The sequence below is a fragment of the Brevundimonas sp. TWP2-3-4b1 genome (genome assembly GCF_049897665.1).
In the GTDB taxonomy this organism is placed as follows: domain Bacteria; phylum Pseudomonadota; class Alphaproteobacteria; order Caulobacterales; family Caulobacteraceae; genus Brevundimonas; species Brevundimonas subvibrioides_B.
Genome location: NZ_JAFCWQ010000006.1, coordinates 123,252 through 150,167 on the forward strand (window position 1 = coordinate 123,252; position 26,916 = coordinate 150,167).

A 26,916-nucleotide genomic window follows, 5' to 3' on the forward strand; every position below is an offset into this window, starting at 1 on the left:
CTCAGCCGATCCTGCTCCAGGGTTTCACAGGGGCGTCACGCCCCTCCCCTACCGCTGGCGCATGATCCGGTTCATCCTCGCCACCCTGCTCCTCGCCAGCCCGGTCGCCGCCCAGACAATGCCGCACCCGCTCGTCATCGCCCACCGCGGTGCCTCCGGCAGGCGACCCGAGCACACGCGTGCGGCCTATGAATTGGCCATCGAACAGGGCGCGGACTTCATCGAGCCGGATCTGGTCATATCGAAGGACGGCCAGCTGGTCGTCCGGCACGAGAACGAGATCGGCGGCACGACGAACGTCGCCGACCATCCCGAATTCGCCGCACGACGCACGACGAAGACCATCGACGGCGTCCCCACCACCGGCTGGTTCACCGAGGACTTCACCCTCGCCGAGCTACGCACGCTGCGCGCCCGCGAGCGGCTGCCGGCCCTGCGTCCGGGCAACACGGCCTGGACCGACGAGACGATCCTGACCTTCCAGGAAGTCATCGAAATCGCCCGCGCCGCCTCGGCCCGCACCGGCCGCGTCATCGGCGTCGCGCCGGAGCTGAAACACCCGAGCTATTTCGTCGGCCTCGGCCTGCCGATGGAGCCCGCCTTCGTCGAGGCCCTGAGCGCCAACGACCTGATGTCGGCCGACAGTCCGATCATGATTCAGTGTTTCGAGATCGACTGCCTGCGCTCACTGAACCAGCAGACCGACGCCCCCCTGCTCCAGCTGATGTCGCCGTCCGGCGGCCCGGCCGATCACCCGGACATGACCTACGCCGCCATGGCCACGCCGGAAGGCCTCGCCGGGATCGCCACCTATGCCGACGCCGTCGGGGTCGAGACCGCCATGATCATTCCCCGCACGCCCGCCGGCGCCGCCGGACCGCCGACGACCCTGGTCGAGGATGCGCACGCGGCGGGTCTGAAGGTCGTCGTCTGGACCTTCCGCGCGGAGGACATCTTCGTCCCCGTCGACTACCGTGGGGACCTTCCCGGCTGGATCAGGCGCTTCTACGACCTCGGCGTGGACGCCGTATTCAGCGACTTTCCGGGCGTGGCTGTGCAGGCACGAGACTAACCCTCCCGGAACTGCAACTCCGCCAGACGCGCATAGAGCCCGCCCTTGGCCACCAGTTCATGGTGCGTGCCTTCCTCGACCGCGACGCCGTCCTCCATCACCACGATCCGGTCGGCGCGCAGGACGGTCGCCAGCCGGTGGGCGATCACCAGCGTCGTGCGCCCCTGCATCGCCAGATCCAGCGCCGCCTGCACCAGCCGCTCGTTCTCGGCGTCCAGCGCGCTGGTCGCCTCGTCCAGCAGCAGGATCGGCGCGTCGCGGGCAAGGGCCCGCGCGATCGCCAGCCGCTGGCGCTGTCCGCCGGACAGGCTCTTGCCGCGCTCGCCCAGCGGCGTCGCGAACCCTTCCGGCAGGGCGTCGATGAAGGTCAGGGCCTGCGCCTCCTCCGCCGCCTTGCGGACCTCGTCTTCGGAAGCCTCCTCGCGACCGAAGCGGATGTTCTCAAGCGCTGAGCCCGAGAACAGCGGCGCCTCCTGCGACACCCAGGCGAACCGCCCGCGCACCTCGGCCGGATCAGCGGACCGGACGTCGACGCCGTCCACGCTGACCGCGCCTTCCTGCGGGTCGTAGAAGCGCAGCAACAGGCGGAATACCGTCGACTTGCCCGCTCCCGACGGGCCAACCAGGGCCACGGTCTCGCCCGGCCGCACCGTCAGGTCGAAACCCTTCAGCGCCGGCAGGTCGGGCCGTCCCGGATAGGCGAACCGCACCCCCGCCATCGCCACCCGCCCTTCAGGCGGGCTCGGCAGGGCGACGGGGTGCTCCGGCGCGGCGATCGACGCCTGGGCCTTCATCAATTCGTCGATCCGCTGCATGGCGCCCGAAGCCTTCTGCACATCGCCCCAGCTCTCGCCCAGCGCGCCCACCGCCCCGGCCGTGAACACCGACAGCAGCACGAACTGCAGCAGGGCGCCGGGCGTCATCGCACCCCGGATCACGTCCTGGGCTCCGAGCCACAGCACCAGGGTGACGCCGCCGAAGATCACCACGATGACCACAGCCGTCATCCAGGCCCGGGCGCGCATACGCACGATGGAGACGCCGAACGCCTCTTCCACCACCGCGCCGAACCGGTCCACCGCGCTGCGGACGCGACCGAAGGCCTGCACCGTCTCGATGGCGTCCACGCTCTCGCCAGCGAAGCCCACGGCGTTGGCGAACCGGTCCTGGGACTTCACGGTCAGCTTTCTGACCGACCGCCCGAACAGGAAGATCGGCGCCAACAGCAGGGGCGCGGTCAGCAGGACCAGTCCCGTCAGCTTCGGGCTGACGATGAACAGCAGGATGACACCGCCGATCAGGGTCAGGAAATTTCTCAGGGCGAAGGACACCGAGGTTGTCAGCAGGGTCTCGACCAGGGCGATGTCCGTGGTCAGGCGCGACAGCACCTCTCCGGTCCGCATCCGCGCAAAGAAGGACGGATCCAGCGTCAGGATACGGTCGAACAGGGCCTTTCGGAGGTCGGCGATCATCCGCTCGCCGGTCTTGGTCACGTAGAAATACCGGACCGCCGTCGCGACCCCCAGAATCACCGCGTTCAGCCCAAGGATCAGGAACCAGCGATTGATGTCCGCGCCGCCATTCTCGAACCCGTGGTCGATGGCGCCCCGCGCCGTCGCCGTCAGGCCCAGGGACGCCGCCGTGGATCCCAGCAGCCAGAATCCCGCGATCACGGCGTCCAGCCGGTGCTGCATGAGATAAGGCCACAGCCGCAGCAGGGGACGGACATCCTTGCGCTTCTCGCGCCGCGCCCCCGCCTCGCCCATCTGTTCGACGAGGACGGCCCCGGCGCCGGGGCGTCCCACCGCCTCCGCGCTGGAATAGGCGTCCTGGGTCGGCGAGGGGGTGCTCATGCGCGGGTCTTGCCCCGGAACGCCCTGCGGTGTAAACGCCGCCGCTCATTCCCGCCGGGACCTCGGCGGGTTTTCTCATTTTTCACGCACCGACGGTCGGCATCGTCACCGCGTACAGAGACCGGAATACGACCATGAAGGCCGATACGCACCCCGACTACCACTTCATCACCGTCACCCTGACGAACGGCGACACGTACAAGACCCGTTCAACCTACGGCAAAGAGGGCGACACGCTGAACCTGGACATCGATCCCTCGACGCACCCGGCCTGGACCGGCGGCAACCAGCAGATGCTGGACCGCGGCGGTCGCGTTTCGCGCTTCAACAACAAGTTCGGCGGCTTCATCAAGAAGTAGGCCCCAGCACCACACTGGTGCGACAAAGACGACACGAAGAGCGCCGGTCACCCGACCGGCGCTTTTTGTTTGTCCGGAACGTCGATAACATGGGCTCGTTCGATACCCGGGCGTGGACACGGGGCTCCACCAGGCGTCGCACCAAGGCGAATACGACCATGAATCGACGCGAACTCACCCTCGGCGCAGCCGTATCGGCTCTCGCCGGTTCGGCCGCGGCGCAGAACGCTCCGATGGGCGCCCAGCTTCAGGGCCAGCCCCAGACCGTCGTCGTCACGCCGACCAGCCCTTACTACGCCGCCTTCAACGCCCAGCTGGAGCGCCTGCCCGCTGCGATCCAGCCCGACGTGCGCGCCTTCTACGAACTGAACGGATGGCAGCCGGCCTGGACCGGCGCCCGCCTGCGCACGCTGAACCAAGCCTCCGCCCGCGCGGAGCGCCACGGGCTGTCGCGTTCGGACTTCTTCGACTTCGTGGGCCTCGCCGCCGATCCGGACACGGCGGACATGCGCACCACCGCCGCCGCCATCACCTACGCCCGCGTCCTGGCCGAGGGCCGCATCCGTCCCGAGACGGTCGAGGACCTGTGGGAGATGGAGAAGAACCGGGTCGATCTGCCGGTCGGCCTGAACGACGCCCTGGTCCAGAACAAGGTCGTCGAATGGTTCGAGGGCCTGGCCCCGACCGACATCGGCTATTCGAACCTGTCCGCCGGCTACGTCCGCTACCGCAGAATTATCCGCGAGGGCGGCTGGCCGCGCTTCGTCGCCCGTTCGGGCACGATCGAGCCGGGCGCCAGCGACAACCGCGTGCCCGCCATGATTGCCCGCCTGGTGGCCGAAGGTGACCTCAGCGCATCTGATGGCGCCCGCCTGACCGCCGAGGGGCTGGTCTACGGCCCGCAACTGCAGACCGCCATGCGCGGCTTCCAGGCCCGACACGGACTGGCGGCCGACGGCCGCATCGGCGCCGGCACCCAGAGCTCGCTCGGCGCCTCGGCCGAAGACCGCGCCCGCCAGATCGCCCTGAACCTGGAACGGCGCCGCTGGCTGAAGCGCGACCTGAATCCCGAGCGGATCGAGGTCAACACCGCCGCCGCCATCATGGTCTACTGGAAGGAAGGCCGCCCGGTTCACTCCAACCGCGTCGTCTGCGGCTCGCCCGCCAACCAGACGCCCAGCCTGGAAAAGCCCTTCGCCTCGGTCGTCGCCAATCCCCCCTGGTACGTGCCCGCCGGCATCGCCCGCCGTGAGATCCTGCCGCGCGGCCCCGGCTATCTGGCCAGCCAGAACATGTACATCTCGAACGGCACGGTCATCCAGCGCGCCGGCCCCACGGCCGCGCTCGGCTATGTGAAGTTCGAACTGCGCGACAGCTACGCCATCTTCCTGCACGACACCCCGTCCAAGGCCGCCTTCAACCTGTCGATGCGCCAGCGCTCGCACGGCTGCGTCCGCGTCCAGAACGCGGTCGAGTTCGCGCGCCTGCTGCTGTCGCCCGATCCCATGCTGCTGAGCCAGTTCGACGACGCCCAGATCAGCCGCGAGACCCAGCGCATCCAGACGGGCCGCGAGATCACCGTGCGCCTGCTCTACTGGACCGCCTTCGTCGACGGCCAGGGCCGCGTCGCCTTCCGCGAAGACGTCTATCGTCGCGACCAGAAGCTGGCCGAGGCTCTCGGCATCGCCGTCAGCCTGCCGGCCGTGATCGATGACGGGACCGCCGTGGCGAACGACGTCGGGCCGTAGTCGAGGTTCAAGTCTCCTCCCTGTCGCGAAGCGATGGGGAGGTGGATCCGGAGCGAAGCGGAGAAGACGGAGGGGCTCTAGCCGCCGTCCAGCACCCCACCGTCAGCTCGCGAAGAGCTCGCTGCCACCTCCCCATCGTTGCGCGACAGGGAGGAGACGCCATCTACCCCCTGAACGCTGCTTCCAGCAGGCCCATCTGGCTCAGCACAGGGTTCGCGTCCGGTTCGGGCGCGTCGTCGAGGTACATTCGCTTGTCCAGATACAGGACGCGGTCATGCAGTTTCTCGGCGCGGACCAGGTATTCGACCAGGGCGATCGGCATCTCAGGGTGGCTCGGCTCGGCCTCGACCTTGCGTTCGTTGAGACGATAGCGCGGCTCGCAGGCGGCCTCCGGCGCCATGTCGCCCTCGCGCACGGCGCGTTGCACCAGCAGCCAGGACGCGACCTGCATCAGGCGCGTCGTCAACTTCATGCTCTCGGCGGCATAGGCCAGTGCGGCCGAACGCGACAGCAGCTTGGAGTCCCGGCGCCCGTCGCCGTCCAGATAGGCGGCGGTCTCCTCGACCAGGTCCATGCCGTCCTGGAAGGTGCGCTCGAACAGTTCGGACCGGGCGAAGTCGCGGATCTCCCCGGCGCGTGACGCCGTGGACCCGGTACCCGGCGCGGAATTCTCGGTGCCCATCAACTCAACCATACTCATCGTGATCCGCAACGTCCGCTGGTCCATCGGCCCGGAACGGCGCCGCACGGGTTTCGACTGCAACCGGCATGCCACGAAAAAGGGGGCCACGGAAAGCCGCCACGCGGAACCGCATCAGTTGCCGAAGTTGAACAGGGCGTCGGCGGCGGACTTCTTGGCCGTCTTGCCGGCGATGGCGCCGCGCGCCCGCGCGATCTCGGCTTCCAGCGCCTCGATGCGCTCGCCCAGTTCCTCGACCGAATAGAGGTCCAGGTCCTCGCGACTCAAGGCCGCCACGGACGCTCCGCGTTGCGGACGCGGTTCAAGATCCTCGAACGTCATCGTCGCCTCCTTGGCCAGAACCCCGAAGAAGCCCATTTACGCTCCCGGACACGGACGATTGCAAGGCTTGGACGGATATGCGGGTGATCGAGATTGACGGCGGCTCAGGTCCCGCAGAGGCCCTGCGCCTCTCCGAACGCCCCGATCCCCAGGCGGGACCGGGTGAAATCCGCATCCGCGTGCGCGCCGCCGGGGTCAATCGCCCGGACCTGCTCCAGCGCAACGGCGGCTACCCTCCCCCGCCCGGTGCTTCCGACATCATGGGGCTGGAGGTCGCGGGCGAGGTCGATCAGGTCGGACATGAGGTCACCCGCTGGCGGGCCGGGGACCGGGTCTGCGCCCTGCTCGGCGGCGGAGGCTATGCGGACTATGCTGTCGTCGACGCCCGCCACGCCCTGCCGATCCCCGACGCCCTCGACGTCGTCCAGGCGGCGGCCCTGCCCGAGACCGTCTTCACCGTCTACGCCAATGTGTTCGAGGCCGGCGCCCTGAAGGCCGGCGAGACCCTGCTGGTCCACGGCGCGACGTCCGGAATCGGGGTCACGGCGATCCAGATGGCCCGGGCGGCGGGCGCCCGCGTCATCGCCACCTCCCGGGGCGCAGCGAAGACGGCGGCGGCGCTTGATCTCGGGGCCGACGTCAGCCTGGACGCCTCGGCCGGAGACCTGGAATCCGCGATCCGGGACGCGGGCGGCGCGGACGTCATCCTCGACATGGTCGGCGCGGCCTATGCCGAGGTCAATCTGAATGCCTTGAAGGCCGGCGGCCGCTGGGTCGTGATCGCCACGTTGAGCGGGGCGCTCGCCCAGGTCGATCTGATGCGGATCATGATGAAACAGGCGACCCTGACCGGATCGACCCTTCGTCGCCGTCCGGCCGACGAAAAGGCCCGGCTGGCGGCGGCGATCGAGGCCAAGGTCTGGCCCTGGGTCGTCTCGGGCCTCGTGCGCCCACCGGTCGAGGCGGCCTTCCCCCTGGCCGAAACGAAACTCGCCCACCTCCGGCTGGAGGCGGGCGAGCATGTCGGCAAGATCGTGCTGACGGTCTAGATCGCTACCAGCGACCGCCCCCGCGAGCCGGACGCATCGACGAGATGCGGTCGTTGACGCTCGTATAGTTCAGGTTGCGAGTGCTGGAGGTGATCACCTGGCACTGGCCGCGGAAATAGGCGTCGGTGCAGACTTCCCAGGCGCCGTTGAGCTCCATCGAGCTGATCTGATCGTTAAGACCCGAGCGACCCAGATCGGCGATCTCGCTGCGGAACGTCTGAGAATAGCCGCGGTAGTTGCTGTCGGCGTAGACGGTGATGCTCGTGCGGCCGTTGTTGCCGCCCCAGCCGCCGCCATTGTTGCCGCCATTACCCCAACCGCCGCCATTGTTGCCGCCGTTGCCCCAGCCGCCGCCGTTGTTGCCGCCATTGTTGCCGCCGTTATTGCCTCCGTTGCCCCAGCCGCCGCCATTGTTGCCGCCATTGCCCCAACCGCCGCCGTTATTCCCGCCACCGTTGTTGTTGCCGCCGCCACTGCCGCGCTCGTAGTCGCCGCGCACATTGCCGCAGACCAGCAGCCCGTCATTGTTGGCGATGTCGAAGGCGGAGCAGCGCGCCAGTTCGATTGAGGTGCCGCGGACATTGCCACGCATGTCCCGGCAGTCGGCGTAGAGACGGCCCTGGTTGACGTAGGATCCGCTGCAGCTGTCTGCGAAACTGCCGCGCGGCGCGACACGCTGGGCGCCATCGTCCATCGACGGCGCGCGTTCCTGGGCGCCGCCGGCCAGCACGGCCAGAGCTGCGAGAGATGTGAGTGCGATAGACATAGGCTTCCTCCAAATGATCCCTAAGGACGCTGAACGCGTCCGATGTCACACTGTTCAACATCCAGCATGAACCGAACCTGTATGGCTCCGCTTGCCTTAGCTTAACGTAGCGGTCGGAGCGACAGGATGACGTTGTCGAAACCCACATCATTGAGGTTGCTCACCTGACCGGCGAAGCTCTGGCATTGGCCACGATAATTGGCCCCGGAGCAGGCCTGCCACCCGCCGGTCAAACGCATCGAACTGTTCTGATTATTCAGGCCCGAGGCGGTCAGGTTGGGCTGGGCTGTCGTGTAGGTTCGGGAATAGCCGACGAAATTGATGTCCCTGTAGATTGTCACCGAGACGGTCGGCGTCGGCGGGCGTGCGGCGGCGGCGCTCGTTTCGAGCTGCCCCGCCGTGCCCCCGCACGTCAGTGTTCCGTTGATGTTGGCGACGTCCACGCCCGTGCAGGACGTCAGCGGGATCGATGACCTTACGAAGGCGCCCGAGGTGTTGCGGCAGTTGGAGAACAACCGGCCGCCGAGCACATAGGACGCGGCGCAGCTCTGGGAAAAACTGCCTTGCGGCACGGCGCTCGCCTGGGCCTGGAGCGTCGCCGGCGCGGCGACGAGGCCCGCACCCGCAACCGCCGCCGCGGACAGCAATGTGATGATTTTCATGGTCTCCCCCGGGCATGAGGCCGGCCGCACAGTCTGGCCGAGCAACGATATGTAAACCCGTGGTCGATCACCGGCCAGTGACGTTTTCTTTTGCGCCGAAACAGCCTATATCGAAATCATAGCGCCCGGCCGAAAGGTCGGGCGCCGTCGTATCCAGAGCCCGCGATCGCCGGGCCCCTCATTTCCGGGACTGCCCCCATGACCGACATCCTGATGCCCAAGGCCACCGCGGTCTGGCTTGTGGACAACACTTCGCTCACCTTCGAACAGATCGCCGACTTCTGCGGCCTGCATCCGCTGGAAGTGCGCGGCATCGCCGACGGCGACGTGGCCCGCGACATCCGGGGCGTCGATCCCATCACCGGCGGCCAGCTGGGCCGTGAGGAACTCGACAAGGCCCAGGACGACGAGACCTACCGCATGAAGGCGATCGTCAGCCGTCACGCCGAACTGATGAAGGCCCACAAGCCCGCGCCGAAATACACCCCGGTCTCGCGCCGCCAGGACCGTCCGGACGCCATCATGTGGTTCGTCAAGAACCACCCCGAGGTCACCGACGCCCAGATCGCCAAACTGCTCGGCACCACCAAGTCGACGATCGACAGCGTGCGCAACCGCACGCACTGGAACAGCCCCCAGATCAAGCCGGTCGACCCGGTGACCCTGGGTCTCGTCGGTCAGCTGGTGCTGGACGACCTGGTCTCCAGGGCCGCCGAGAAGAAGAACCGCGACGACGCCAAGAAGGGCGGCGCCGCCCTCCAGCCCATCGAGGCCGAACCCGCCGAGCCGGAGTTCGTCCCCGAAGAACGCGAACGCCGCACGGCCGAACCGACCGCCGCGTCGGTATTCGGCACCAACGACTGATCAACGCGTCTCCTCCCCCTTCGCCGCTTGGCGAATGGGGAGGAGGATGCGAGCCCTTCGCGAGCAGACGGAGGGGTTCTTCGTGCACATAGAAAGACCCCCTCCGTCTCTCCGCTTCGCTCCGAGCCACCTCCCCACGCCTGCGGCGCAGGGAGGAGACAGCTTTCCGCGCTCAAGCAGCGAGACGCCGCGCGTCGAGCGATAGCGCCACAAAAGAGTACGGCCCCGGGATCGCTCCCGGGGCCGTTCGCTTTTCTGGCGGAGACCGGGGGCTAGCCTGCCCTGGCCTCCAAACTGGTGATTTCTTCCTTGAGCCGGAGCTTCCTTCGCTTGAGCTCCCTGACCTGCAGCGGATCCACGGAGGGCCTGCCCACCTCCTGCCGGATGGTGTCATCCAGCTGACGGTGACGATTTCCCAGTTCGCGGATACGAGCTTCGATGGTCATGGCTTGCGCCTCCATGTCTAAGGGACCACACAATGAGCGCCTGGATTTGCCGCCTGTGAAATCACGGTTCGGTGACGTCAACAGAACGTAAAATTTCTCCGGGCACGGCCTAGCCTGGCCCCCAACCTGGACCATGATGTGAACTTAGCGGTACAGAACCCGCCGACCCGGCTGGTGGTCGGAATCTCCGGCGCATCGGGGGTCATCTACGGCGCCCGGGTTCTGGATGCGCTGAACGACCTGGGCGTCGAAAGCCATCTGGTGGTCACCCGCGCCGCATTGCTCACATTGTCGCAGGAGACCGAACTCAACCCTGACGACCTGACCGCCAAGGCCACCGTCCTCCACAAGCTCAACGATGTCGGGGCCTCGATCGCCTCGGGCTCGTTCCGGTCGCTGGGCATGGTCGTCGCGCCCTGTTCGGTTCGGACCATGAGCGAGATCGCCACCGGCGTGACCTCGACTCTGCTGACCCGCGCCGCCGACGTGGTGCTGAAGGAGCGTCGCCCCCTGGTCCTGATGGTGCGCGAGACGCCCTTCCACCTCGGCCACCTGCGCACCATGACAGCCCTCGCCGAGATGGGCGCGACCATCGCCCCGCCCCTGCCCGCCTTCTACTCAAAACCCGCCTCGATCGCGGAGATGGTCGACCAGTCCGTCGGCCGCGCGCTGGACCTGTTCGGTCTCGACTGGGCGCCGGTGAAACGCTGGGAGGGGCTCAGGGGCCCCGTAACGGAGTGAGCGACCCTTTCTGGGACTGGGCGCTGAAAGCCTACGCGGCCCCCGGCGTGCAGGAGGCCTGCCTGCAGCTTCAGGACGGAACCGGCCAGAACGTCCCCTTGTTGCTCTGGGCCGGCTGGACCGCCGCGACGGGCCGCGTGCTCGACGAGGACGCCATTGAGGGCGCCTGCGACTGCGCCCGCGCCTGGGACGCCGCAGCCGTCACGCCGCTGCGCACCCTTCGCCGCACGCTCAGGAACACCAACCCCGACATCGACAATGCTGCGCGCGAGAGCCTGCGGGAGGCCGTGAAGGTCGTCGAACTGGCCGCAGAACGTCACCTGATGGCCGGACTGGAGGCCCTGGCGCCCTCCCCTGCGGGCCCGCCCCGCCCCGCCATAGACGCATTGGCCGCCGTCGCCCGCGTCTGGAGCCGGGTCGTGCCGCGCCCGGCGCTGACGATGCTCGCCGAATGCCTTCCGGCCTGACCCGGCCTCGGCTATAAGCCCGCCTTCGCGGGGACCGGCATGAACGACGACCAACCCTTTCTGACCGACGACGAGATCGCCCTGCACGCCCAGGTCAGGGAATTGCGGCTGGAGCACGCCGACCTCGAAGCCTCGATCGACGCCTTGTCGCACATGCCGATTCCGGATCAGCTCCTGATCGCCCGCCTGAAGCGAAAGAAGCTGTTGCTGCGCGACGAGATCGTGAAGATCGAAAGCCGGATTCTCCCCGACATCATCGCCTGATCCCTTCCCTTCTCCCCTTGCGGGAGAAGGTGGCCGAGCGCAGCGAGGTCGGATGAGGGGTTACGCTGACATCGAACGTCAGCGCTGGCGCAACCCACTCCAGCCGACGGTATGACCCCTCATCCGTCAGCCTGCGGCTGCCACCTTCTCCCGCAAGGGGAGAAGGGAATCCGCGGTCAACGTCCTCGCTTGCGGACCCACATCGCGGCGTCTGCCTCGGCGAGCCAGGTCTCGACGTCCGCCTGGCCGGCGAAGGCCCGCACCCCGAACGATCCGCCCAGCGACGCGGCGACGCCCTCCCAGCGGAACTCGGCGTCTTCCAGCGCCTGCTTGAGACCCGCCGCCTTCTCGCGCCCGGCCTCCAGACCGGAGTTCAGCAGCAGCACGCCGAACTCGTCCCCGCCCAGCCGGCCGACCGCGTCCGTCGCCCGCACATTCTCCAGCAGCAACTCGGCAACCCGCACCAGGGCGGCATCCCCCGCTGCATGGCCGAGGGAATCGTTGACCGCCTTGAACCCGTCGAGATCCAGATACAGCAGCACCGCCGGCACCTTGTAGCGGCTGCAGTAGGCCATGGTCCGCACCATCGCGGCCGCGAAGCCGCGTCGGTTCAGCACCGGGGTCAGGACGTCGTGTTCCGCCGCAGCCTCGGCCGCCTCGGCGCGCGCGGTCAGGGCCGCCACCTCGGCGCGCAGCCGGGCGATCTCGGTCCCAGGGTCCAGGCCTGGGTCGACGATCTCATCGATGTTCGGCGCGTCGGTCACGTCGAGAAGCCACTCCGGGCGCGACTCAATACGGGCGCCTCCGGCGCCCAAGCTAACGCCCTTGGTTGCGGGCGCAACGCGCGTGCTGTAACCGGCCGCTTTCCTCGCAAGGCTCAGTGACGCATGGCGACGACGACCCCCCCGGTGGCGATCATCATGGGCAGCCGCTCGGATTGGCCCACCATGAAGCACGCGGCCGACATGCTCGACCGGCTGGGGGTCGGCTGGGACGCCCGCGTCGTCTCGGCCCACCGCACCCCGCAACGCCTGTTCGACTTCGCCAACGGGGCCAGGGCGGCCGGTTTCAAGGTCATCATCGCCGGTGCCGGCGGGGCCGCCCACCTGCCGGGCATGGCCGCCTCGATGACGCCCCTGCCCGTGCTGGGCGTGCCGGTCCAGTCCAAGGCGCTGAAGGGCCTCGATAGCCTCCTCTCCATCGTCCAGATGCCCGGCGGCGTCCCCGTCGCCACCCTGGCCATCGGCGAGGCCGGCGCCAAGAACGCCGGCATCCTCGCCGGCCAGATCCTGGCCTTGTCCGACGAGACCCTGGCCGGCCGCCTCGACGCCTTCCGCGAGGAACAGACCGAGTCGGTCCACGAGACGGTCGAAGACTGAGTGCCCGTTCTGTCTGAAACAGCCCCGCCCGCTCCTCTCGCGCCCGGCTCGACCATCGGCATCCTCGGCGGCGGCCAGCTGGGCCGGATGCTGTCGCAGGCCGCCGCGCGCCTTGGCTTCGACGTGGTCATCCTCGATCCCGAAGAGAACAGCCCCGCCGGTCGCGTCTCGCGCGGCCAGATCGTCGCCGCCTATGACGACCCGACGGCCCTGACCGTCTTCGGTCGCGTCTGCGATGTCGTCACCTTTGAGTTCGAGAACGTCCCCGCCGCCTCGGTCGAGCGTCTGGCCGAGGCCGGCGCCCTAGTCGCCCCCGGTCCCACCGCCCTCGCCGTGGCCCAGGACCGGGTCGACGAAAAGACCTTCCTCAACGCCGTCGGGGCCACGACGGTCGCGTTCGCCCCCGTCGACAGCCTCGACGACCTGACCGCCGCGCTCGAGACCCTCGGCACGCCCGCCCTGCTCAAGACACGTCGCGACGGCTACGACGGCAAGGGCCAGGTCTGGATCAAGTCTCCGAAACAGGCCGGGGCCGCCCTCGCCGAACTCGGCGGCCGCCCGGCAATTCTCGAGGCCCGCGCAGCCTTCACCCGCGAACTGTCAATCATCGCCGCCCGCGGCCGTGACGGCGCCGTAGCCGTCTATCCGCTGGGCGAGAACAGGCACGCCGGCGGGGTCCTGCGCACCACCAACGCCCCGGCGAAGATCGACGCCAGGACGGAGAAGCGCGCCCGCGCCATTGCCGCCGCCATCCTCGACGGCCTCGCCTACGTCGGCGTCATCGGCATCGAGCTGTTCGACCTCGGGAACGGCGAACTGCTGGTCAACGAGATCGCCCCTCGCGTCCACAACACCGGCCACTGGACCCAGGACGGCTGCGTCTGCGACCAGTTCGAACAGCACATCCGCGCCATCGCCGGCTGGCCGCTCGGACCGACGAAGGCCCACGCCCGCGTCGAGATGACCAACCTGCTCGGCGACGAGGTCGAGCAGTGGTCGAAACTGGCCGCCGGACCCGACCAGCGCCTCCACCTCTACGGCAAGGCCGAGGCCCGCCCGGGCCGGAAAATGGCGCATGTGAACCGGGTGCGGCCTCTGGCCTAACCGTAGGCTTGTGTTGCAGCCGAGGCGTGGGATGCTGCGGGCATGCAAATGACCCTGCTCATAGCGATCGTGTTGCTGGCCGTAGTCGCCGCGTCGTTTCTCGCGCCGAAGTTCAGACACCGGCGAACAGCCCAGATCGCAACCGGCGTGGTCGCGTTACTCGCGCTAGGCGTCGCCTTCTACAGCCTCGGCGTCCAGGCGGGACGGGATGCTGCGCTGCGCGACAACAGGGCCGACGCGAGGGCGGCCGTCAGGTCCGCTGAGGATACCGCAACCGGCTCAGCATCTCGGTGACCCGCCGCACCGGCGCGTCGAAGTCCTTGCCGGCCTTCCACTTCTCAAAGACCATGACGTTCTCGATCCGCGCCGCGACGAAGGCGTCCGCCGCGTCCTTGCCGTCGAACAGCCGCAGGGTCATCGCCGGGATCAGGATGCCCGACAGGATGGTCCGCTTCGAATAGTGGTTCCAGTCGGTCGCCGTATCCCCGGCCCAGCGCCACAGCCGGTCCGCCGTCGCCCAGGTCAGGCTCAGCACCAGGTCGGCATTGGTCGGCAGGGCCATGAAGCCCGCCGCCCGCTTCTCGGCTTCCGGATGCGCCATCGCGACCTCCAGCCGCGTCTCCAGGGCCCGGGCGATTCGCTCGCGGATCTTCAGTGCGGCGGGATCACCCAGCGCCGCCAGGGCCTGATCGTCGTGCCGCCGCCACAAGAGGACCGCCAGATCGCGCGCGCCGTTGGGCAGCAAGAGCTCCTGATCGCCTTCGCTCAAGCCCCGCGCCTCGCAGGCCGCACGCACCATCCGCCCGTTCCAGCCCAGCCGTGGAGCCAGGCCCAGCGCCGAATCGAGCACCGACTGCTCCATCCGATCAGCCCAGTCGCCTTCAGGCGCATTCGACAGCTGCGGGGTATCGATCATCCGCCCATGATACGCCTGTCCCAGCGGGATCGCGAGCGTCACGGAAGCGCCGCGACGATCTGGACAGACGGCGGGGCTTGGTGTATCCGCACGCCTTCGCTCGCCGGGCTGTCGCCCGCGAGAACCGATTTTATTTGTCTGCCCGCCTCTCAAGGACGCGGCGGGCAGCCAAAGGAGAGTTCAACCTGGTACAGATTTTCGTTCGCGATAATAACGTCGATCAAGCGCTCAAAGCCCTCAAGAAGAAGATGCAACGCGAAGGCAGCTTCCGTGAAATGAAGCGCCACGTGCACTACGAGAAGCCCTCGGAGAAGCGCGCCCGCCAGAAGGCCGAGGCCGTTCGTCGCGCCCGCAAACTGGCCCGCAAGCGCATGCAGCGCGAAGGCCTGCTGCCGCCTCCGAAGCCCCGCGTCCCGCGCGTCTGAGGCCGCGACCGGAGTTCAAGATTTTAAAGGCCGTCCCGGGAAACCGGGGCGGCCTTTTTGATTCTGGTTCGACGGTCTCCCTCCCCACTCGCCGCTTGGCGATTGGGGAGGGAGCAGCGAGCCCATTGGCGAGCTGACGGAGGGGTTCTTCGTGCGGCGAGACCCCCTCCGTCTCTCCGCTACGCTTCGAGCCACCTCCCCATCGCTGCGCGACAGGGAGGAGACGGCGTTACCGCCCCCCGCCGCTGATCGCCTTGCCAAAGCTCTTCCAGCTCAGCTTCACGTCCGACAGCGCCCCCGCCCGGAACGCCCGCCCGGCCAGCCAAACCATCAGCAGGGCCACCGCGAACATCCCCGCCATCGTGCCGATGATCTCGATCAGAGGCGGCCCCGACGGCGCCCGCGCGCTCATCAGGAAGGGCGTGAAGAACGGCACCCAGGACAGGAACTTCACCGCCGGCGCGTCCGGGTTCACCAGGGCCATCTGGACGACCAGCAAGGGCACCACCAGCACCATCATGATCGGCCCCATGAGCGTCTGTGCGTCGCGCGGCGTCTCGCAGAAGGCCCCGATAGCCGCGAACAGGACCGCGTACATCAGATAGCCGCCGACGATATATCCAAGGAAGTAGAAGATCAGCCCGTCGGTCATCAGCACAGCGGCCACGTCCCCCGCCACCGAGGGCGCCGCCGTGATCAGGCCGACCGCTCCGATGCCGCCCCAGACGACCAGCACCGACAGGGTCAGCATCGCCACCCCCAGCACCTTGCCGGTCAGGATCTCCGTCGCCGAGGCCGACGACAGCAGGACCTCCAGGATCTTGTTCGACTTCTCCTCCATCACGCTGTTCAGCAGGATCGAGGCGCCCGTGATGATCAGCGACCACAGGATGAAGCTGAAGGCCAGGCCGATGATCCCGGGCAGGCGGTCCTTGAACGACACCTCCCCTCCCCCCGCCGAACGCGGCGAAAAGACGTTGATCTCGGGCCGGAAGGCGTCGACCCGCTCGACCACGGCCGCGTCGATCCCGGCCTCGCGCAGCACCGTGTCGCGGTTCTCGTCGCGCAGGGCCCGGCGCACGAAGTCCTCGACCGTGTCGTCGGTTGCCCGCGCCGCCCACACCCGGGCCGCCGGCCCCTCAGGCGTTCGGGTCAGGAACACGACGGCGTCCAGCCGCTGTTCCTTGGGCGTCTCGTCGGTCAGATAGCGACGAACGACCGCGTCCTGGGCCGCGCCTGGTGCGGCGGTGGACAGATCGGCCGGCGCATCGACGAAACGCATGCGCGACCGGGACATGGAGGCGATCGCGCTTTCGGCGGCTCCGGGGGGGGCTCCCGCGGATTTCGCTGCCTTCTCGGCGGCTTCACGCGCGCGCTCGGCCTGACGTTCGGTGTCGGAATCGAGGACGTTTCTCACCGCGGCGGCCAGACCCGTGGCGGCGGGGCCTTCCTCGATAAGGACGACCGCTCGCACGGGATCGGCTCCGCGCATTAACAGGGGCACTGCACCGCCGAGCACGGCGAAGAGGGGGAAGGCCAGCAAGGACAGCCAGAAACCGACCGTCTTGGCATAGGCCAGGAACTCGCGCTGGGCGATCAGCAGGATACGGTTCATCGGGCGACCTCCGAAGGGGCGGCGGCCCTGGCCACGCTCTGATCCTGATCGGGGTTGTCTCCCGTCAGGTCGATGAAGGCGTCATGCAGGGTCGGTTCCTTCAGTTCGAACCGGCGCACATCCAGGCCGCTGATGAAGGCGGTCTTCAGCGCTTCCTGCCCGCCGGCCCCGCTGGCCAGGGCGCCCTTGAGCACCCGCACCCCGTTCTGATCCGACACGACCTCGACGCCGGTCACGCCCGGCAGGGCCGCCACGGCCTCGGCCGTGATCTCGCCTTCCAGCTCCAGGAACCGGCGCGAAGTCGCCCGCGCCTCCGTCACCGTGCCGTCGAAGGCCTTTCTGCCACGCGCCATCAGCACCACCTGGTCGCACAGCCGCTCGGCGTGCTGCATCACGTGGGTGGAGAACAGAACGGTCGCGCCGTTGGCGGCCAGGTCGCGGATCACCGTCTCCAGCCCCTGCTGATTGACAGGGTCGAGGCCCGAGAACGGCTCGTCCAGGATCACGAACTCCGGCCGATGCACGACCGAGGCGATCAGCTGGACCTTCTGGGCCATCCCCTTGGACAGCTCCTTCATCTTCTTTTTCTGCGCGGCCCCGAGGCCCTGGGCCTCTAGCATCTCGCGGGCGCGTCGCTTGCCTTCGCGCGTCGGCAGCCCCTTCAGTGAGCCGAAGAAGGCGATGGCCTCGACCGGCGTCATCTTCTTGTAGAGACCGCGCTCTTCGGGGAGAAAGCCGATCCGATCGCGCACCTTGCGCCCGTCGGAGGCGCCGATGATGTCGATCCGCCCGGCGCTCGCCGACTGCAGGCCCAGAATCATGCGTATGGTCGAGGTCTTGCCGGCGCCGTTGGGCCCCAGGAAGCCGCAGATGGCGCCCTTCCGGACCTGAAAACTCAGATCCTTCACCGCCTGAAAGTCGCCGTAGCGCTTGCTCACGCCTTCGAGCGTCAAGGCCGCCATATTCATCCCCTGGTCGATTACGGACCTAGAGGTAGCAAAGGACACTTTACATTGGAACCGTAATCGACGTCCCGATCGTTACGCCCCGGTCACGAGAAAAGCGGCATCAAAATCAGTCGGCGACCACGACCTGAAATGTCTCACCGACGACACGGGACGGGTTCACCTGCGACCCGCCGCGACGCACTTCGAAATGCAGATGCGGACCGGTCGAATAGCCTGTCGAACCGACCAGACCGATCCGCTCGCCGGCCAGCACCCGGTCGCCCGATGCGACATCGATCCGGGACAGGTGGGCGTACATCGTCGTCATGCCGTTCGGGTGGCGCATCTCGATGAAGTTGCCGTACCCCTCGGGCTGACGGCCGATGCGGACGATTTCTCCCTCGGCGGCAGAATAGACCGAAGTGCCCTGCGGCGCGGCGATATCGACGCCCTTGTGCATCCGCGCGCCCGGCTCGCCGCCCAGCCGGCGCATGCCGAAGCGGGAGTTGATGGCGAAGCCGCGCACCGGTTCCTCGAAGATCATCGGTCGGGTCAGCGGCCCGGCGGGCTCGGCCACGGCGGTCACCGGAGGCCGCTCCGGCAGGGCGAAGATCTGGTCACGGGGTTCCCGCTCGGCGGGCGCCATGGCCATGGCCAGAACTGCGACCCCGATCAGGGCGACGGTCTGGCCGGAGTGGGTCACAAAGGCACGGGCGGTCGGAAGCAGTCGGCGCATGAAGTCGTCGGCTCGGTGGCGCTTTTGCGAAAGCAGTGGAGGCCAGAGGGCGCGGGTCCGGGACACGCACACGCTTTGGCGAGCTGCCGTATCAATAATTCATGGGGCGACTTTGGGGCGCGGGTGTTGCGTCCTGGGGGCGACAGGGCGTCGCACCTGCGATCCTCCCCCATCCAGGGAGGTGGCACGGAGCGGTTTCGCGACGTGACGGAGGAGGCCGACTCCAGACGCTGTGTCTGCAGCCAGCCCCCTCAACCACTTCGTGGTCCTCTCCCCCGACGGGGGAGGACGTTTAGAGCGGCAGGGTCAGGGTAATGCCGCCCATGTGGCTGTCGGCATGGTCGCCGAAGCGGCCGCGATAGCCGATCTCGACTTCGAGCGGGCCCATATCCCCGCTCAGCCCGGCAGAGGCAAGGACCGAACCGCCGAACGGGTCGTCGAAGCGACGCGACAGGACCTGGGCGGGGTTGCCCGCGATCCCGACGCGGACGGCATCGGAGCTGTCGTCGAGGCTGTCGCGATAGCCGCCCTCGACGAAGACGGCGAAGCCGCCCATGTCGCCCTCTGCCCGCAGCACGGCCTCGGCGGTGATCCCTTTGACCGAGCGGTCACGGTACTGGTAGGAGGCCGCCGCACCCTGCTCAATGTAGCCGTCGACGTCGGAGTTGGCGTAGGTCACCGCCACGCGCGGCGAGATGGCGATCCCGCCCGCATCGAACCACATCCCCCCCTGCAAACGTGCGCCGGAGCTGAAGCCCCGCGTGGTCGCTGTCTGGATAATCGGCGCCAAGGCGCTGACCCGCTCGATATTGTTGTAGTCATCACTGGCGAAGCCGGCGGCGACGTTGATGAACATCGCATCCGACCGCCAGCCCGCAGCGGCGTCCAGCGCCAGGGTCTGCAGTTCGAAGCTGGTCGGTCCGGCGCTGACGTCGGCGTTGCGATAGCTTCCCGTCAGTCCGAACCGCATTGTCTCGGTGCCCGACTCCAGCGTCATCTGGGCGCCGTAGCCATCGGACTTGGCCGAGGCCACCGTAGCGCGCGCGTCGGTCTCGGAGCGGTCATAGAGGCCGCCGATCGAGATCGAGGTTCCCGCGGTCCAGGGCGCGTGTCCTGACATCCGGGCGCCGGCGGCGTCCAGCGCGTCTTCGCGGTGACGATAGGCGGTCTCGCCCTGCAGGGTCGAACCTGCGGCCCGGTCACCATAGTAGAGGTAGTCGCCGGACAGGGTGGCGATTAGCCGGTGTCCGGCAGCCGTCGGGTGGACGCCGTCGAAATACAGGTAGGAGTCAGGGTTGGCGCAGACCGTGACGCCATTGAAGCAGGCCTCGGTCACGTTGCTCAGGCCGAACCGGCCGGGGCTGGAGGCCAGCAGATCGCTGACCTTGGCCAGATCGAACAGGATGATGTTCGTGCCTGGACGGGCGGCGGCCGTCGTCAACAGAGCCGTCTGCAGGCTGCTGTTAAAGGTCGAGCCGGCATAGTCGGCAAGGGCCGCGGCCGGCGATGTGCGGAATTGAGGCGTGATGCCCAGGCGCGGCAGGTTGGTCACGAGAATCGTCCCCGCGCCACGACCGGCGATGTCGTTCACCAGGAAATTCATGTCCGCGACGGCGGCCGACAGGGTCGGGGTGATGGCGGCAACCGGGTTGGTGCTGACGCCGGCGGTCGGGAGCGCCTGGAAGATGTTGTTGGCGCCGCCGAGGACGCTGACCAGATCATTCGCGCCGAACGCCCCGCCCCGACCGAGATAGGTCGTCAGTTGCTGGCGCATGCCGGGCGGGAAGGCGACGTTGTTGTCGGTCCGCGACCCGCCGTAGGCGAGGTTGATGCTGCCGGTGACCGCACCGTTGAAGTTGGCGGCATTGAAACCCAGCAGTTCCGTAAAGACGCGCCCGTTGGAGAAACGGCCCTGGAAATAGGGCGGCGATGGCGGCTGGGTCCCGCCGGATGCCAGGTAGAGGTTGCCGTTGTCGCTCAGCGAGTCGCCCAGAACGACCAGACGGCCGTAGGACTGGGCCGAGGCGGCGGTGGCGAGCGCGGCGGATGCGGCAAGCGTCAGCGCAGCCAGGGCTGCGCCGCGAAGATAACGTGACATGGTCTTCCTCCCGTCGGTCGATTGAGCACGACCGTTCCACGACAGTCTGCGCCCGTTTTGCGGGAGTGCAAGATGCCGCCGGGGAAGCTTCTAGTGCAGAAGTCGGAAGCGCAGCGTTCCGGCCACACTCTTCAGGACACGAAGCGCCTGCGGGTCGTAGTCGCGGTCCACGTCGGTGATGACGTAGCCAGTGCGTTCGTCGGTCTTCAGATGCTGGCCGAGGATGTTGAGCCCGGCCGCCGACAGCTCTCGGTTCAGCTCGGCCATGACGCCGGGCTGGTTCCGGTGGATGTGCAGGATGCGGTGGCCGCCCGACACCTCCGCGAGCTGCACATTGGGCAGGTTGACGCAGAAGGTGGTGTCGCCGCGGTTCAGGTATCCCAGCAGCCGTTCAGCTGCGAACTCGGCGATGGCTTCCTGAGCCTCTTCGGTCGAGCCGCCGATGTGCGGGGTCAGGATGACGTTCTTCAGCCCCATCAGCGGGCTGTCGAACGGATCGGCGTTGGTGCGGGGTTCCTCGGGGAACACATCGAGCGCCGCACCGCCGATCCGGCCCGACCCGATCGCCTGGGCCAGGGCCCCGACGTTGACGACATGGCCGCGCGACAGGTTCAGGAACAGCGTCCCCGGTCGCATCATCTGGAACTCGGACGCGCCGATCAGATTGGCGTTCTCGCGCCGCCCGTCGACGTGCAGCGTAACTACGTCCGCCTCTGCCAGAAGCGCATCCAGCGACCGCATCCGCTTCGCATTGCCCAGCGCCAGCCGCTCCGACAGGTCGAGGAAGATGACCCGCATGCCCAAGGCTTCGGCCAGAACCGACAGCTGCGATCCGATGGCGCCGTAGCCGACGATGCCCAGGGTCTTGCCCCGCAGTTCGCGCGAGCCCTCGGCCGACTTGTTCCATCGGCCTTCGTGCATGGCCGCCGACTTGTCGACCACGTCGCGCATCAGGGTGATGGTCAGGCCGATGGCCAGTTCGACCACGCTGCGGGTGTTGGAGTAGGGCGCATTGAACACCGCCACGCCCTTGGCGGCCGCTGCGTCCAGATCGATCTGGTTGGTGCCGATGCAGAAGGCCGCCACGGCCAAAAGCCGGTCCGCGGCCTCCAGCACCGCCGCGGTCACATTGGTCTTGGAGCGAATGCCCAGAACGTGCACGCCCTTGATCTTCTCGATCAGGTCCGCCTCGTCGAGAGCCCCCTTCATCGTCTCTACGGAATAGCCCGCCTCTTCCAGCCGCTCGACGGCGGCGGGGTGAATGTTTTCCAGCAACAGCATGCGGATGCGGCTGCGCGGATAGGACCAGCGCCCGGCCAGCCCCTCGGCGTGCAGAAGTTCGTCGATGGATTTCGCCTCGCCATCGGCCACGGCGACGACATTGTCGCGCCGCGCGATCTCGGTGAAGGCGTAAAACCGGTCGGCCGCCCCGCCCAGTTTGACCTCGGCGTCGTTCCAGCCGTCGCCCACCATGACGACCGGTCCTTTCAGACCCAGCGCCTTGATCACGGTAGGCTTGCCATTCTCATGCGACAGCGGGTTGGCGTCGTCCACCCCCGTGACGCGACCCTCGGCGTCATAGATCAGGTCGTTGCAGATGACCCGATCCGGCGACACGCCCAGCCGTTCGGCAACGGGCGCAATGATCTCGCGGAAGCCGCCTGACAGGATGATGATGTTGGCCGCGTTCTCGTTGAAGAAACGCAGGTTCCGCCGCACCGAGGGCGTCCCCTCGTCCAGTATCCGGTCCGCCAGAGCCAGAACGTGGGCCCGCGTCAGCGGCAGCATCGCCAGCCGCGCCCTCAGCGCTTCGCCGAAATCGACCTCTCCGGTCATGGCGCGATCGGTCAGGGAGGCGACCTGAGCCCTGATTGACACGACATCACCATGCCCCTCCAGAGCGATATCTGCGAGGGCTTCCAGGGTTTCGATGCGCACAAGGGTCGAATCGAAGTCGAAAATCAGCGTCGGAGCGGCGGTCATGCCCCTCTTTCGCCGACCTTCGCACTCGCAGCAACGGCATTGTGAGTGGTCTTAAAGCCCGGTCAGCCGCCGCACCCGGCTGTCGGGCCGGCGGCTTTCCAGAGCCGCTGCTCCGATGGCCGCTGCGATCGTGGCCACGGCCAGCAAGGCCCCGCCCTCACGGGCGTGATCCTTGGCGTAGCGACCGGCGTCGCCAGCATAGCGCCGCGCCGAACGGCCGGTCTCCTCGGCATAGAGGCGCGCTTCGCGGGCGTACTTCCGGCGCTGCTTGTCAGACACGGCGCGCTGGCCACGTTTCATGAGCTTCCTGGCCTCGTGGCGGGCCTCATCTCCCAGATCACCGACCCGGTCGCTGACTTCCCCGGCCCGCTCGGTCAGACCGCGCGAGATGTCGTCGAAGCGGTGACGCAGGGCCTCGGCGTCGATCCAGCCGCGCGGATCGATCCGGTCCCGGATCTCCTCGAACCGGCGCGGTCCCGTCCGCTGGGTGAGCAGGAAGGTCACCAGGGCGGCCGTGGCGACAAGGGCCAGGGATCCCGCGGTGATGCCGGGATGTTTGCGAACTTCGGCAAGAGCGCTGAACTGTCGGACCATGGGATAATGAACCTCTTCATCGAGGCCGTCGTCGGTCGGGTCATAGAGCCCGTCGTCATACGGCTGATAGGCGGAACCCCTGTCCCGCATCGCAACTGGAGCGAACCGCGCGAAAAGTGGTTCCGCCAGACCCGGCAGCAGAGCGTAGAAAGACGCGATGACGCGCCCTCCTCCGCCGACCGTAATCTCCCGGATCGGATGGGTCGCGCACCAAAGCACAGTGTCCGCCACCACATGGGTCGCATAGACCGGCTGCGGGTTCTGCACCGCATAGCCCGTCAGGTTTCGAGCGTGCTTCGGATAGGGCGTATCCACCGCCGCCGGCTTGACCAGACTGACGGCGACCGGCGACCCTTCGCGCATCAGCTCCATGCGGAAGGCGTTGGTGAAGCCCTTCACCGCATGTTTGGACGCCGAATAGACGCCCTGGACCGGCATGGGCGCGTCGCCCAGAACCGAGCCGACATTGACGATCGTCCCGCCGTCGGGCTGCGCCCTTAGATGCTCTGCGGCGATCAGCGACCCGTTCACGACACCCCAGTAGTTGGTCTCGAACAGCTGGTGCTGATCTTCCAGCGTGGTCTCGCGGATCGGACCGTAGATCGACACGCCGGCGTTGTTCACCCAGGTGTCGAAGCCGCCGAACAGCCGCCGGCACTTGTCCGCAGCCTCAGCCAGGGCGTCATAATCGGCGACGTCGGCGACGGCATAGGCGACCCGCGCCCCCTCCTGCTGCAACTCCTCCACCAAAGCCTTGAGGTCGCTCTCGCCGCGCGCGATCAGGAAGACGCAGGCGCCCGCCTTCGCCGCCCGGCGCGCGGTCGACAGGCCGATCCCCGAGGTGGCGCCGGTGATGATGATGGCCTGCTGATCGAGGGGTTTCAGGTTCGGTTTGGCGGGCATGGATCAGGCTTTCGTCGGTGTCGGCATGCAAGAACGGGCGGGGCATGCGCCCGGTTGCGACAGATAGCACGCGAACGCGGCCGCGCCAGACGACTGGCGGTCGCCCTTACCAACCGCCCTCGCCTCTCCTATCTTGCACCGTTCTCGACATGTCTCACCGCCCAAGGATCCGCCGTGACCGATCACGAGCCTGCCGCCGTTTCCGCGCCGACCGACGACCTCGCCGCAGCCTTCCAGATCGAGGGCTGGCCTGTGCGCGGCCGCCTGGTCCGTCTCGGCGACGCCATCGACAAGATCCTGTCGGCCCACGCCTATCCCGAGCCGGTCGCCGCCCTGCTGGGCGAGGCCTGCGCCCTGGCCGCCCTCGTCGGTTCGGCGCTGAAGTTCGAAGGTCGGCTGATCGTCCAGGCCCAGGGCGACGGTCCGGTCCGCTATGTCGTCGCCGATTGCGACACTGACGGTCACCTGCGCGGCTACTGCCGCTTCGACGAGGACGAGGTCGCCGCCGCATCCAGCGGTTTCTCGCGCCCCGGCGCCCGCACCCTGCTGGGCCAGGGCGTGTTCGTCATGACCCTGGATCGCGGACCCGATTTCGAACGCACCCAGGGCATCACGCCGATTGAAGGCGAGAGCCTGTCGCTGGCCGCCGAACACTATTTCGTCCAGTCCGAGCAGATCCCGACCAAGGTCCGCCTCGCCGTCGGCTCCGTCACCGATGAGACCGGCACGACCTGGCGCGCGGGCGGCGCCCTGATCCAGCTGATCGCCGCCGACGATGCGCGCGGCTCGACCGAGGAGGTCTGGGACCGCACCCGCGCCCTGTTCCAGACGCTTGCCGACGACGAATTGGTCGATCCGACCATCACACCCGAGACCCTGCTGTTCCGCCTGTTCCACGAGGACGGCGTGCGGCTGGAAGACGCTCGCGCCCTGAAGGCCCAGTGCCGCTGTTCGGCCGAGCGCATCGCCGGCGTCCTGGCCTCCTTCGGCCCGGAGGAACGCACCGACATGGTCGAGCCCGACGGCAAGATCCACGTCACCTGCGAATACTGCGGCACGCTCTACAAACTGGCCCCTGAGGCGGCGGAAGCCGAGGCTTAATAGGCCAGGGCGATCCCGTCCTTGCGCATTTCCGTCGCCGCGCCATAGGTCCAGCGGCCCTCGCCGTTGTCCTGACGCACCACGTTCTGATAGCCGCCGAAGCCGCCGTCGGTCGGGCCGAGGACCCAGCCACGCTGTTCCAGACCGGCGCGCGTCGCCTGCGGCACGCCGTTTTCCAGATGCAGGATGCCAACGCCCTCGGCGGCCTGGCCCGTCGGTTCGGATGAGCCCTCGTGCTGCCAGCGCGGGCTGTCCCCGGCCTCCTGCGGATCGAGACCGTAGTCGACCATGTTGCTGATGATCTGGGCCTGGCCCTGGGGCTGCATGCCGCCGCCCATCACGCCGAACGCCATCCACGGCTCCCCGTCCTTGCAGGCGAAACCGGGGATAATGGTGTGGAAGGGCCGCTTGCCCGGCGCGTAGACGTTCGGATGGCCGTCGGTCAGGGCGAACAGCTCGCCCCGGTCCTGGAACATGAAGCCCAGCGGGCGTTCGCCGTCGTCGGGCGCCAACCCCGAGCCCATGCCGCGATAGTTGGACTGGATCCAGCTGACCATCATCCCGTCCTTGTCGGCGACGCTGAAATAGGTCGTGTCGCCCTGGGTCGGCGCATCGCCCGGAAAGGCGCGGTCCATGATCCGGTCCGGCCGGATCAGCCGTGCCCGTTCGGCGGCATAGGGCTTGGAGTTCAGCCGCTCGACCGGCGTCTGCGAGAAACGCTCGTCGGCGAACCACCGCGCCCGGTCCTCGAACGCCAGCCGCTTGGCCTCCGCCTGGTGATGGATCGAGGCCGCCGACTGGAAGCCCATCGCCTTCAGGTCAAACTGCTCGCAGATGTTGAGGATCTGGTTGGTCGACAGGCCCTGGGTGTTCGGCCCCAGCCCATAGACGTCCACCCCGCGATAGTCGGTCCGGATCGGCTCGACCCATTCGGTGCGGTGCGCGGCCAGGTCGGCGCGGGTCAGCCAGCCGCCGATGCGTCTGAAGTAGCGCTCGATCTGTTCGGCGATCGGCCCTTCGTAGAAGGCGTCGCGCCCGCCCTCGGCGATCAGCCTCAGGGTGCGACCGAGGTGCGGATTGGCGAAGACCTCGCCGACGCGCGGTGTCCGTCCGCCCGGCGCATAGACGGCCTTGCGGTTGTCGTTCTCCTCGATGCCGCCGGCCCGGTCGAACCCGGCCATGTTGCGCTCCATGTACCAGGCGATGGTCTGGGGCATGGGCACGCCCTGCTCGCACAGTTCGGCGACCGGGATCAAAACGTCCTTCCACGGCAGCTTGCCGTAGCGCTGGTGCGCGCTCCACCAGGCGTCCACCGTGCCCGGCACATTGACCGTCACCGCGCCATAGCGCGGCAGGTAGCCGCCCACCGCCCGGCTGCGGGCTGTCTCAAGCGACAACGCGAGGGGACTGTTTCCAGACCCGTTGAAGCCGACCACCTTCCGCGGCGCCGGGTCCCACATCATGCAGAAGGCGTCGCCGCCGATGCCGTTGGCGGTCGGCTCGAGGAAGCCCAGGGCGGCGTTGATGGCGATGGCCGCATCGATCGCCGAGCCGCCGCGCCTCAGGGTGTCGATCCCGATCAGGGTCGCCGTCGGATGCGCCGTCGCCGCCGCCCCGTTCATGCCCCAGACGGTCGATCGCCCAGCGAAGGGCGCCCCCGTGATCCGGTCGCCCATGGTGACGCCGGCGAACGGGTTCTCCAGCCTGGCCTGGATGACCGGCCGCGCGGCGGCGGGCGTCCCGGCTGTCGCCATCAACGCCCCGGCGGGCAGGGTCGACAGGAAGGTACGACGGCGCATGGGC

General features: G+C 68.0%; 27 protein-coding genes. 12 read left to right on the plus strand and 15 right to left on the minus strand.

All coding sequences use genetic code 11. The features are described 5' to 3' along the window. Positions 1–61 precede the first annotated feature (61 nt). Positions 62–1,072, plus strand: coding sequence for a glycerophosphodiester phosphodiesterase (locus ACP7A5_RS06880; protein ID WP_426041216.1), 1,011 nt, complete (start codon positions 62–64; stop codon positions 1,070–1,072). Here ACP7A5_RS06880 and ACP7A5_RS06885 read toward each other — a convergent pair. Further along, complete coding sequence (locus ACP7A5_RS06885) at positions 1,069–2,925, minus strand: ABC transporter transmembrane domain-containing protein (protein ID WP_426041217.1); 1,857 nt, start codon at positions 2,923–2,925, stop codon at positions 1,069–1,071. The two genes, ACP7A5_RS06880 and ACP7A5_RS06885, sit on opposite strands and share 4 nt — an antisense overlap. 134 nt (positions 2,926–3,059) lie before the next feature. On the opposite strand from ACP7A5_RS06885, the gene rpmE reads away from it, so the two are divergent. Beyond that, positions 3,060–3,284: a 50S ribosomal protein L31 gene (gene rpmE, locus ACP7A5_RS06890; RefSeq protein WP_303695506.1), complete on the plus strand. Its 225-nt coding sequence runs from the start codon at positions 3,060–3,062 to the stop codon at positions 3,282–3,284. Positions 3,285–3,442: 158 nt separating this feature from the next. Beyond that, entirely contained in the window at positions 3,443–5,032 is a 1,590-nt protein-coding gene (locus ACP7A5_RS06895) for a L,D-transpeptidase family protein (RefSeq protein ID WP_426041218.1), read from the plus strand. Positions 5,033–5,195: 163 nt separating this feature from the next. On the opposite strand, the gene ACP7A5_RS06900 is transcribed toward ACP7A5_RS06895, so the two are convergent. Beyond that, complete coding sequence (locus ACP7A5_RS06900) at positions 5,196–5,726, minus strand: DUF1465 family protein (protein WP_426041219.1); 531 nt, start codon at positions 5,724–5,726, stop codon at positions 5,196–5,198. A gap of 120 nt (positions 5,727–5,846) precedes the next feature. Further along, on the minus strand, positions 5,847–6,089 hold the full coding sequence (locus ACP7A5_RS06905; RefSeq protein ID WP_426041220.1) for a DUF1192 domain-containing protein: 243 nt from the start codon (positions 6,087–6,089) through the stop codon (positions 5,847–5,849). Between the two features lie 41 nt (positions 6,090–6,130). Between ACP7A5_RS06905 and ACP7A5_RS06910 the strand changes: the two genes are divergently transcribed. Beyond that, a complete protein-coding gene (locus ACP7A5_RS06910; protein WP_426041221.1) occupies positions 6,131–7,102 on the plus strand; it encodes an NAD(P)H-quinone oxidoreductase in 972 nt (323 codons plus the stop codon). A gap of 4 nt (positions 7,103–7,106) precedes the next feature. Here the strand turns inward: ACP7A5_RS06910 and ACP7A5_RS06915 are convergent, their stop codons facing one another. Further along, positions 7,107–7,868, minus strand: coding sequence for a beta/gamma crystallin-related protein (locus ACP7A5_RS06915; RefSeq protein WP_426041222.1), 762 nt, complete (start codon positions 7,866–7,868; stop codon positions 7,107–7,109). A gap of 101 nt (positions 7,869–7,969) precedes the next feature. Continuing rightward, positions 7,970–8,530, minus strand: a complete 561-nt coding sequence (locus ACP7A5_RS06920) for a beta/gamma crystallin-related protein (RefSeq protein WP_426041223.1) — start codon at positions 8,528–8,530, stop codon at positions 7,970–7,972. A gap of 198 nt (positions 8,531–8,728) precedes the next feature. Between ACP7A5_RS06920 and ACP7A5_RS06925 the strand changes: the two genes are divergently transcribed. Further along, a complete protein-coding gene (locus tag ACP7A5_RS06925) occupies positions 8,729–9,394 on the plus strand; it encodes a DUF1013 domain-containing protein (RefSeq protein WP_426041224.1) in 666 nt (221 codons plus the stop codon). 272 nt (positions 9,395–9,666) lie between these two features. Here ACP7A5_RS06925 and ACP7A5_RS06930 read toward each other — a convergent pair whose 3' ends face one another. Next, on the minus strand, positions 9,667–9,840 hold the full coding sequence (locus ACP7A5_RS06930) for a YdcH family protein (protein ID WP_303695499.1): 174 nt from the start codon (positions 9,838–9,840) through the stop codon (positions 9,667–9,669). Positions 9,841–9,978: 138 nt separating this feature from the next. On the opposite strand from ACP7A5_RS06930, the gene ACP7A5_RS06935 reads away from it, so the two are divergent. The 3 genes from ACP7A5_RS06935 to ACP7A5_RS06945 are packed head-to-tail and all read left to right on the plus strand — an operon-like array spanning position 9,979 to position 11,312. Continuing rightward, the gene (locus ACP7A5_RS06935) at positions 9,979–10,581 is read left to right on the plus strand and encodes a UbiX family flavin prenyltransferase (protein ID WP_426041225.1); all 603 of its coding nucleotides are present in this window, start codon (positions 9,979–9,981) and stop codon (positions 10,579–10,581) included. Next, positions 10,578–11,048, plus strand: coding sequence for a TIGR02444 family protein (locus ACP7A5_RS06940; RefSeq protein WP_426041226.1), 471 nt, complete (start codon positions 10,578–10,580; stop codon positions 11,046–11,048). The genes ACP7A5_RS06935 and ACP7A5_RS06940 overlap by 4 nt, the downstream gene beginning before the upstream one ends. Before the next feature lie 39 nt (positions 11,049–11,087). Continuing rightward, entirely contained in the window at positions 11,088–11,312 is a 225-nt protein-coding gene (locus ACP7A5_RS06945) for a YdcH family protein (protein WP_426041227.1), read from the plus strand. Between the two features lie 176 nt (positions 11,313–11,488). On the opposite strand, the gene ACP7A5_RS06950 is transcribed toward ACP7A5_RS06945, so the two are convergent. Beyond that, entirely contained in the window at positions 11,489–12,076 is a 588-nt protein-coding gene (locus ACP7A5_RS06950; protein WP_426041228.1) for a GGDEF domain-containing protein, read from the minus strand. A 123-nt stretch (positions 12,077–12,199) separates the two neighbouring features. Between ACP7A5_RS06950 and purE the strand changes: the two genes are divergently transcribed. Next, complete coding sequence (purE, locus tag ACP7A5_RS06955) at positions 12,200–12,691, plus strand: 5-(carboxyamino)imidazole ribonucleotide mutase (RefSeq protein ID WP_426041229.1); 492 nt, start codon at positions 12,200–12,202, stop codon at positions 12,689–12,691. Continuing rightward, complete coding sequence (locus ACP7A5_RS06960; protein ID WP_426041230.1) at positions 12,692–13,795, plus strand: 5-(carboxyamino)imidazole ribonucleotide synthase; 1,104 nt, start codon at positions 12,692–12,694, stop codon at positions 13,793–13,795. 250 nt (positions 13,796–14,045) lie between these two features. Here ACP7A5_RS06960 and ACP7A5_RS06965 read toward each other — a convergent pair whose 3' ends face one another. After that, positions 14,046–14,711 carry a COQ9 family protein gene (locus ACP7A5_RS06965; RefSeq protein ID WP_426041258.1) on the minus strand — a complete coding sequence of 222 codons (666 nt, stop codon included), beginning with the start codon at positions 14,709–14,711 and terminating at the stop codon, positions 14,046–14,048. A gap of 185 nt (positions 14,712–14,896) precedes the next feature. On the opposite strand from ACP7A5_RS06965, the gene rpsU reads away from it, so the two are divergent. Further along, positions 14,897–15,136, plus strand: a complete 240-nt coding sequence (gene rpsU, locus ACP7A5_RS06970) for a 30S ribosomal protein S21 (RefSeq protein ID WP_426041259.1) — start codon at positions 14,897–14,899, stop codon at positions 15,134–15,136. A gap of 229 nt (positions 15,137–15,365) precedes the next feature. Here the strand turns inward: rpsU and ACP7A5_RS06975 are convergent, their stop codons facing one another. From ACP7A5_RS06975 to ACP7A5_RS07000, 6 genes are all read right to left on the minus strand, one after another. After that, positions 15,366–16,751, minus strand: coding sequence for an ABC transporter permease (locus ACP7A5_RS06975; protein WP_426041231.1), 1,386 nt, complete (start codon positions 16,749–16,751; stop codon positions 15,366–15,368). Further along, on the minus strand, positions 16,748–17,713 hold the full coding sequence (locus ACP7A5_RS06980; protein ID WP_426041232.1) for an ABC transporter ATP-binding protein: 966 nt from the start codon (positions 17,711–17,713) through the stop codon (positions 16,748–16,750). Before ACP7A5_RS06980 ends, ACP7A5_RS06975 begins: the two co-directional genes overlap by 4 nt. Before the next feature lie 112 nt (positions 17,714–17,825). Beyond that, positions 17,826–18,434 carry a M23 family metallopeptidase gene (locus tag ACP7A5_RS06985; RefSeq protein WP_426041233.1) on the minus strand — a complete coding sequence of 203 codons (609 nt, stop codon included), beginning with the start codon at positions 18,432–18,434 and terminating at the stop codon, positions 17,826–17,828. 292 nt (positions 18,435–18,726) lie between these two features. After that, the gene (locus ACP7A5_RS06990) at positions 18,727–20,532 is read right to left on the minus strand and encodes an SGNH/GDSL hydrolase family protein (RefSeq protein ID WP_426041234.1); all 1,806 of its coding nucleotides are present in this window, start codon (positions 20,530–20,532) and stop codon (positions 18,727–18,729) included. A gap of 90 nt (positions 20,533–20,622) precedes the next feature. Continuing rightward, positions 20,623–22,515, minus strand: coding sequence for a phosphoglycerate dehydrogenase (gene serA / locus ACP7A5_RS06995; protein ID WP_426041235.1), 1,893 nt, complete (start codon positions 22,513–22,515; stop codon positions 20,623–20,625). Positions 22,516–22,566: 51 nt separating this feature from the next. Continuing rightward, entirely contained in the window at positions 22,567–24,012 is a 1,446-nt protein-coding gene (locus tag ACP7A5_RS07000; RefSeq protein WP_426041236.1) for an SDR family oxidoreductase, read from the minus strand. Between the two features lie 174 nt (positions 24,013–24,186). Here ACP7A5_RS07000 and ACP7A5_RS07005 point away from each other — a divergent pair, with 174 nt between their 5' ends. Next, complete coding sequence (locus tag ACP7A5_RS07005; RefSeq protein WP_426041237.1) at positions 24,187–25,113, plus strand: Hsp33 family molecular chaperone; 927 nt, start codon at positions 24,187–24,189, stop codon at positions 25,111–25,113. Here ACP7A5_RS07005 and ACP7A5_RS07010 read toward each other — a convergent pair. After that, positions 25,110–26,912, minus strand: coding sequence for a gamma-glutamyltransferase family protein (locus ACP7A5_RS07010; protein WP_426041238.1), 1,803 nt, complete (start codon positions 26,910–26,912; stop codon positions 25,110–25,112). The two genes, ACP7A5_RS07005 and ACP7A5_RS07010, sit on opposite strands and share 4 nt — an antisense overlap. Positions 26,913–26,916 lie beyond the last annotated feature (4 nt).

Excerpts from the sequence above, each read along its gene's own strand:
- ACP7A5_RS06880 (WP_426041216.1), top strand. The coding sequence starts at position 62 with ATGATCCGGTTCATCCTCGCCACCCTGCTCCTCGCCAGCCCGGTCGCC.
- ACP7A5_RS06885 (WP_426041217.1), bottom strand. The coding sequence starts at position 2,925 with ATGAGCACCCCCTCGCCGACCCAGGACGCCTATTCCAGCGCGGAGGCG.
- rpmE (WP_303695506.1), top strand. The coding sequence starts at position 3,060 with ATGAAGGCCGATACGCACCCCGACTACCACTTCATCACCGTCACCCTG.
- ACP7A5_RS06895 (WP_426041218.1), top strand. The coding sequence starts at position 3,443 with ATGAATCGACGCGAACTCACCCTCGGCGCAGCCGTATCGGCTCTCGCC.
- ACP7A5_RS06900 (WP_426041219.1), bottom strand. The coding sequence starts at position 5,726 with ATGGTTGAGTTGATGGGCACCGAGAATTCCGCGCCGGGTACCGGGTCC.
- ACP7A5_RS06905 (WP_426041220.1), bottom strand. The coding sequence starts at position 6,089 with ATGGGCTTCTTCGGGGTTCTGGCCAAGGAGGCGACGATGACGTTCGAG.
- ACP7A5_RS06910 (WP_426041221.1), top strand. The coding sequence starts at position 6,131 with ATGCGGGTGATCGAGATTGACGGCGGCTCAGGTCCCGCAGAGGCCCTG.
- ACP7A5_RS06915 (WP_426041222.1), bottom strand. The coding sequence starts at position 7,868 with ATGTCTATCGCACTCACATCTCTCGCAGCTCTGGCCGTGCTGGCCGGC.
- ACP7A5_RS06920 (WP_426041223.1), bottom strand. The coding sequence starts at position 8,530 with ATGAAAATCATCACATTGCTGTCCGCGGCGGCGGTTGCGGGTGCGGGC.
- ACP7A5_RS06925 (WP_426041224.1), top strand. The coding sequence starts at position 8,729 with ATGACCGACATCCTGATGCCCAAGGCCACCGCGGTCTGGCTTGTGGAC.
- ACP7A5_RS06930 (WP_303695499.1), bottom strand. The coding sequence starts at position 9,840 with ATGACCATCGAAGCTCGTATCCGCGAACTGGGAAATCGTCACCGTCAG.
- ACP7A5_RS06945 (WP_426041227.1), top strand. The coding sequence starts at position 11,088 with ATGAACGACGACCAACCCTTTCTGACCGACGACGAGATCGCCCTGCAC.
- purE (WP_426041229.1), top strand. The coding sequence starts at position 12,200 with ATGGCGACGACGACCCCCCCGGTGGCGATCATCATGGGCAGCCGCTCG.
- ACP7A5_RS06965 (WP_426041258.1), bottom strand. The coding sequence starts at position 14,711 with ATGATCGATACCCCGCAGCTGTCGAATGCGCCTGAAGGCGACTGGGCT.
- ACP7A5_RS06975 (WP_426041231.1), bottom strand. The coding sequence starts at position 16,751 with ATGAACCGTATCCTGCTGATCGCCCAGCGCGAGTTCCTGGCCTATGCC.
- ACP7A5_RS06980 (WP_426041232.1), bottom strand. The coding sequence starts at position 17,713 with ATGGCGGCCTTGACGCTCGAAGGCGTGAGCAAGCGCTACGGCGACTTT.
- ACP7A5_RS06985 (WP_426041233.1), bottom strand. The coding sequence starts at position 18,434 with ATGCGCCGACTGCTTCCGACCGCCCGTGCCTTTGTGACCCACTCCGGC.
- ACP7A5_RS06990 (WP_426041234.1), bottom strand. The coding sequence starts at position 20,532 with ATGTCACGTTATCTTCGCGGCGCAGCCCTGGCTGCGCTGACGCTTGCC.
- serA (WP_426041235.1), bottom strand. The coding sequence starts at position 22,515 with ATGACCGCCGCTCCGACGCTGATTTTCGACTTCGATTCGACCCTTGTG.
- ACP7A5_RS07000 (WP_426041236.1), bottom strand. The coding sequence starts at position 24,012 with ATGCCCGCCAAACCGAACCTGAAACCCCTCGATCAGCAGGCCATCATC.
- ACP7A5_RS07010 (WP_426041238.1), bottom strand. The coding sequence starts at position 26,912 with ATGCGCCGTCGTACCTTCCTGTCGACCCTGCCCGCCGGGGCGTTGATG.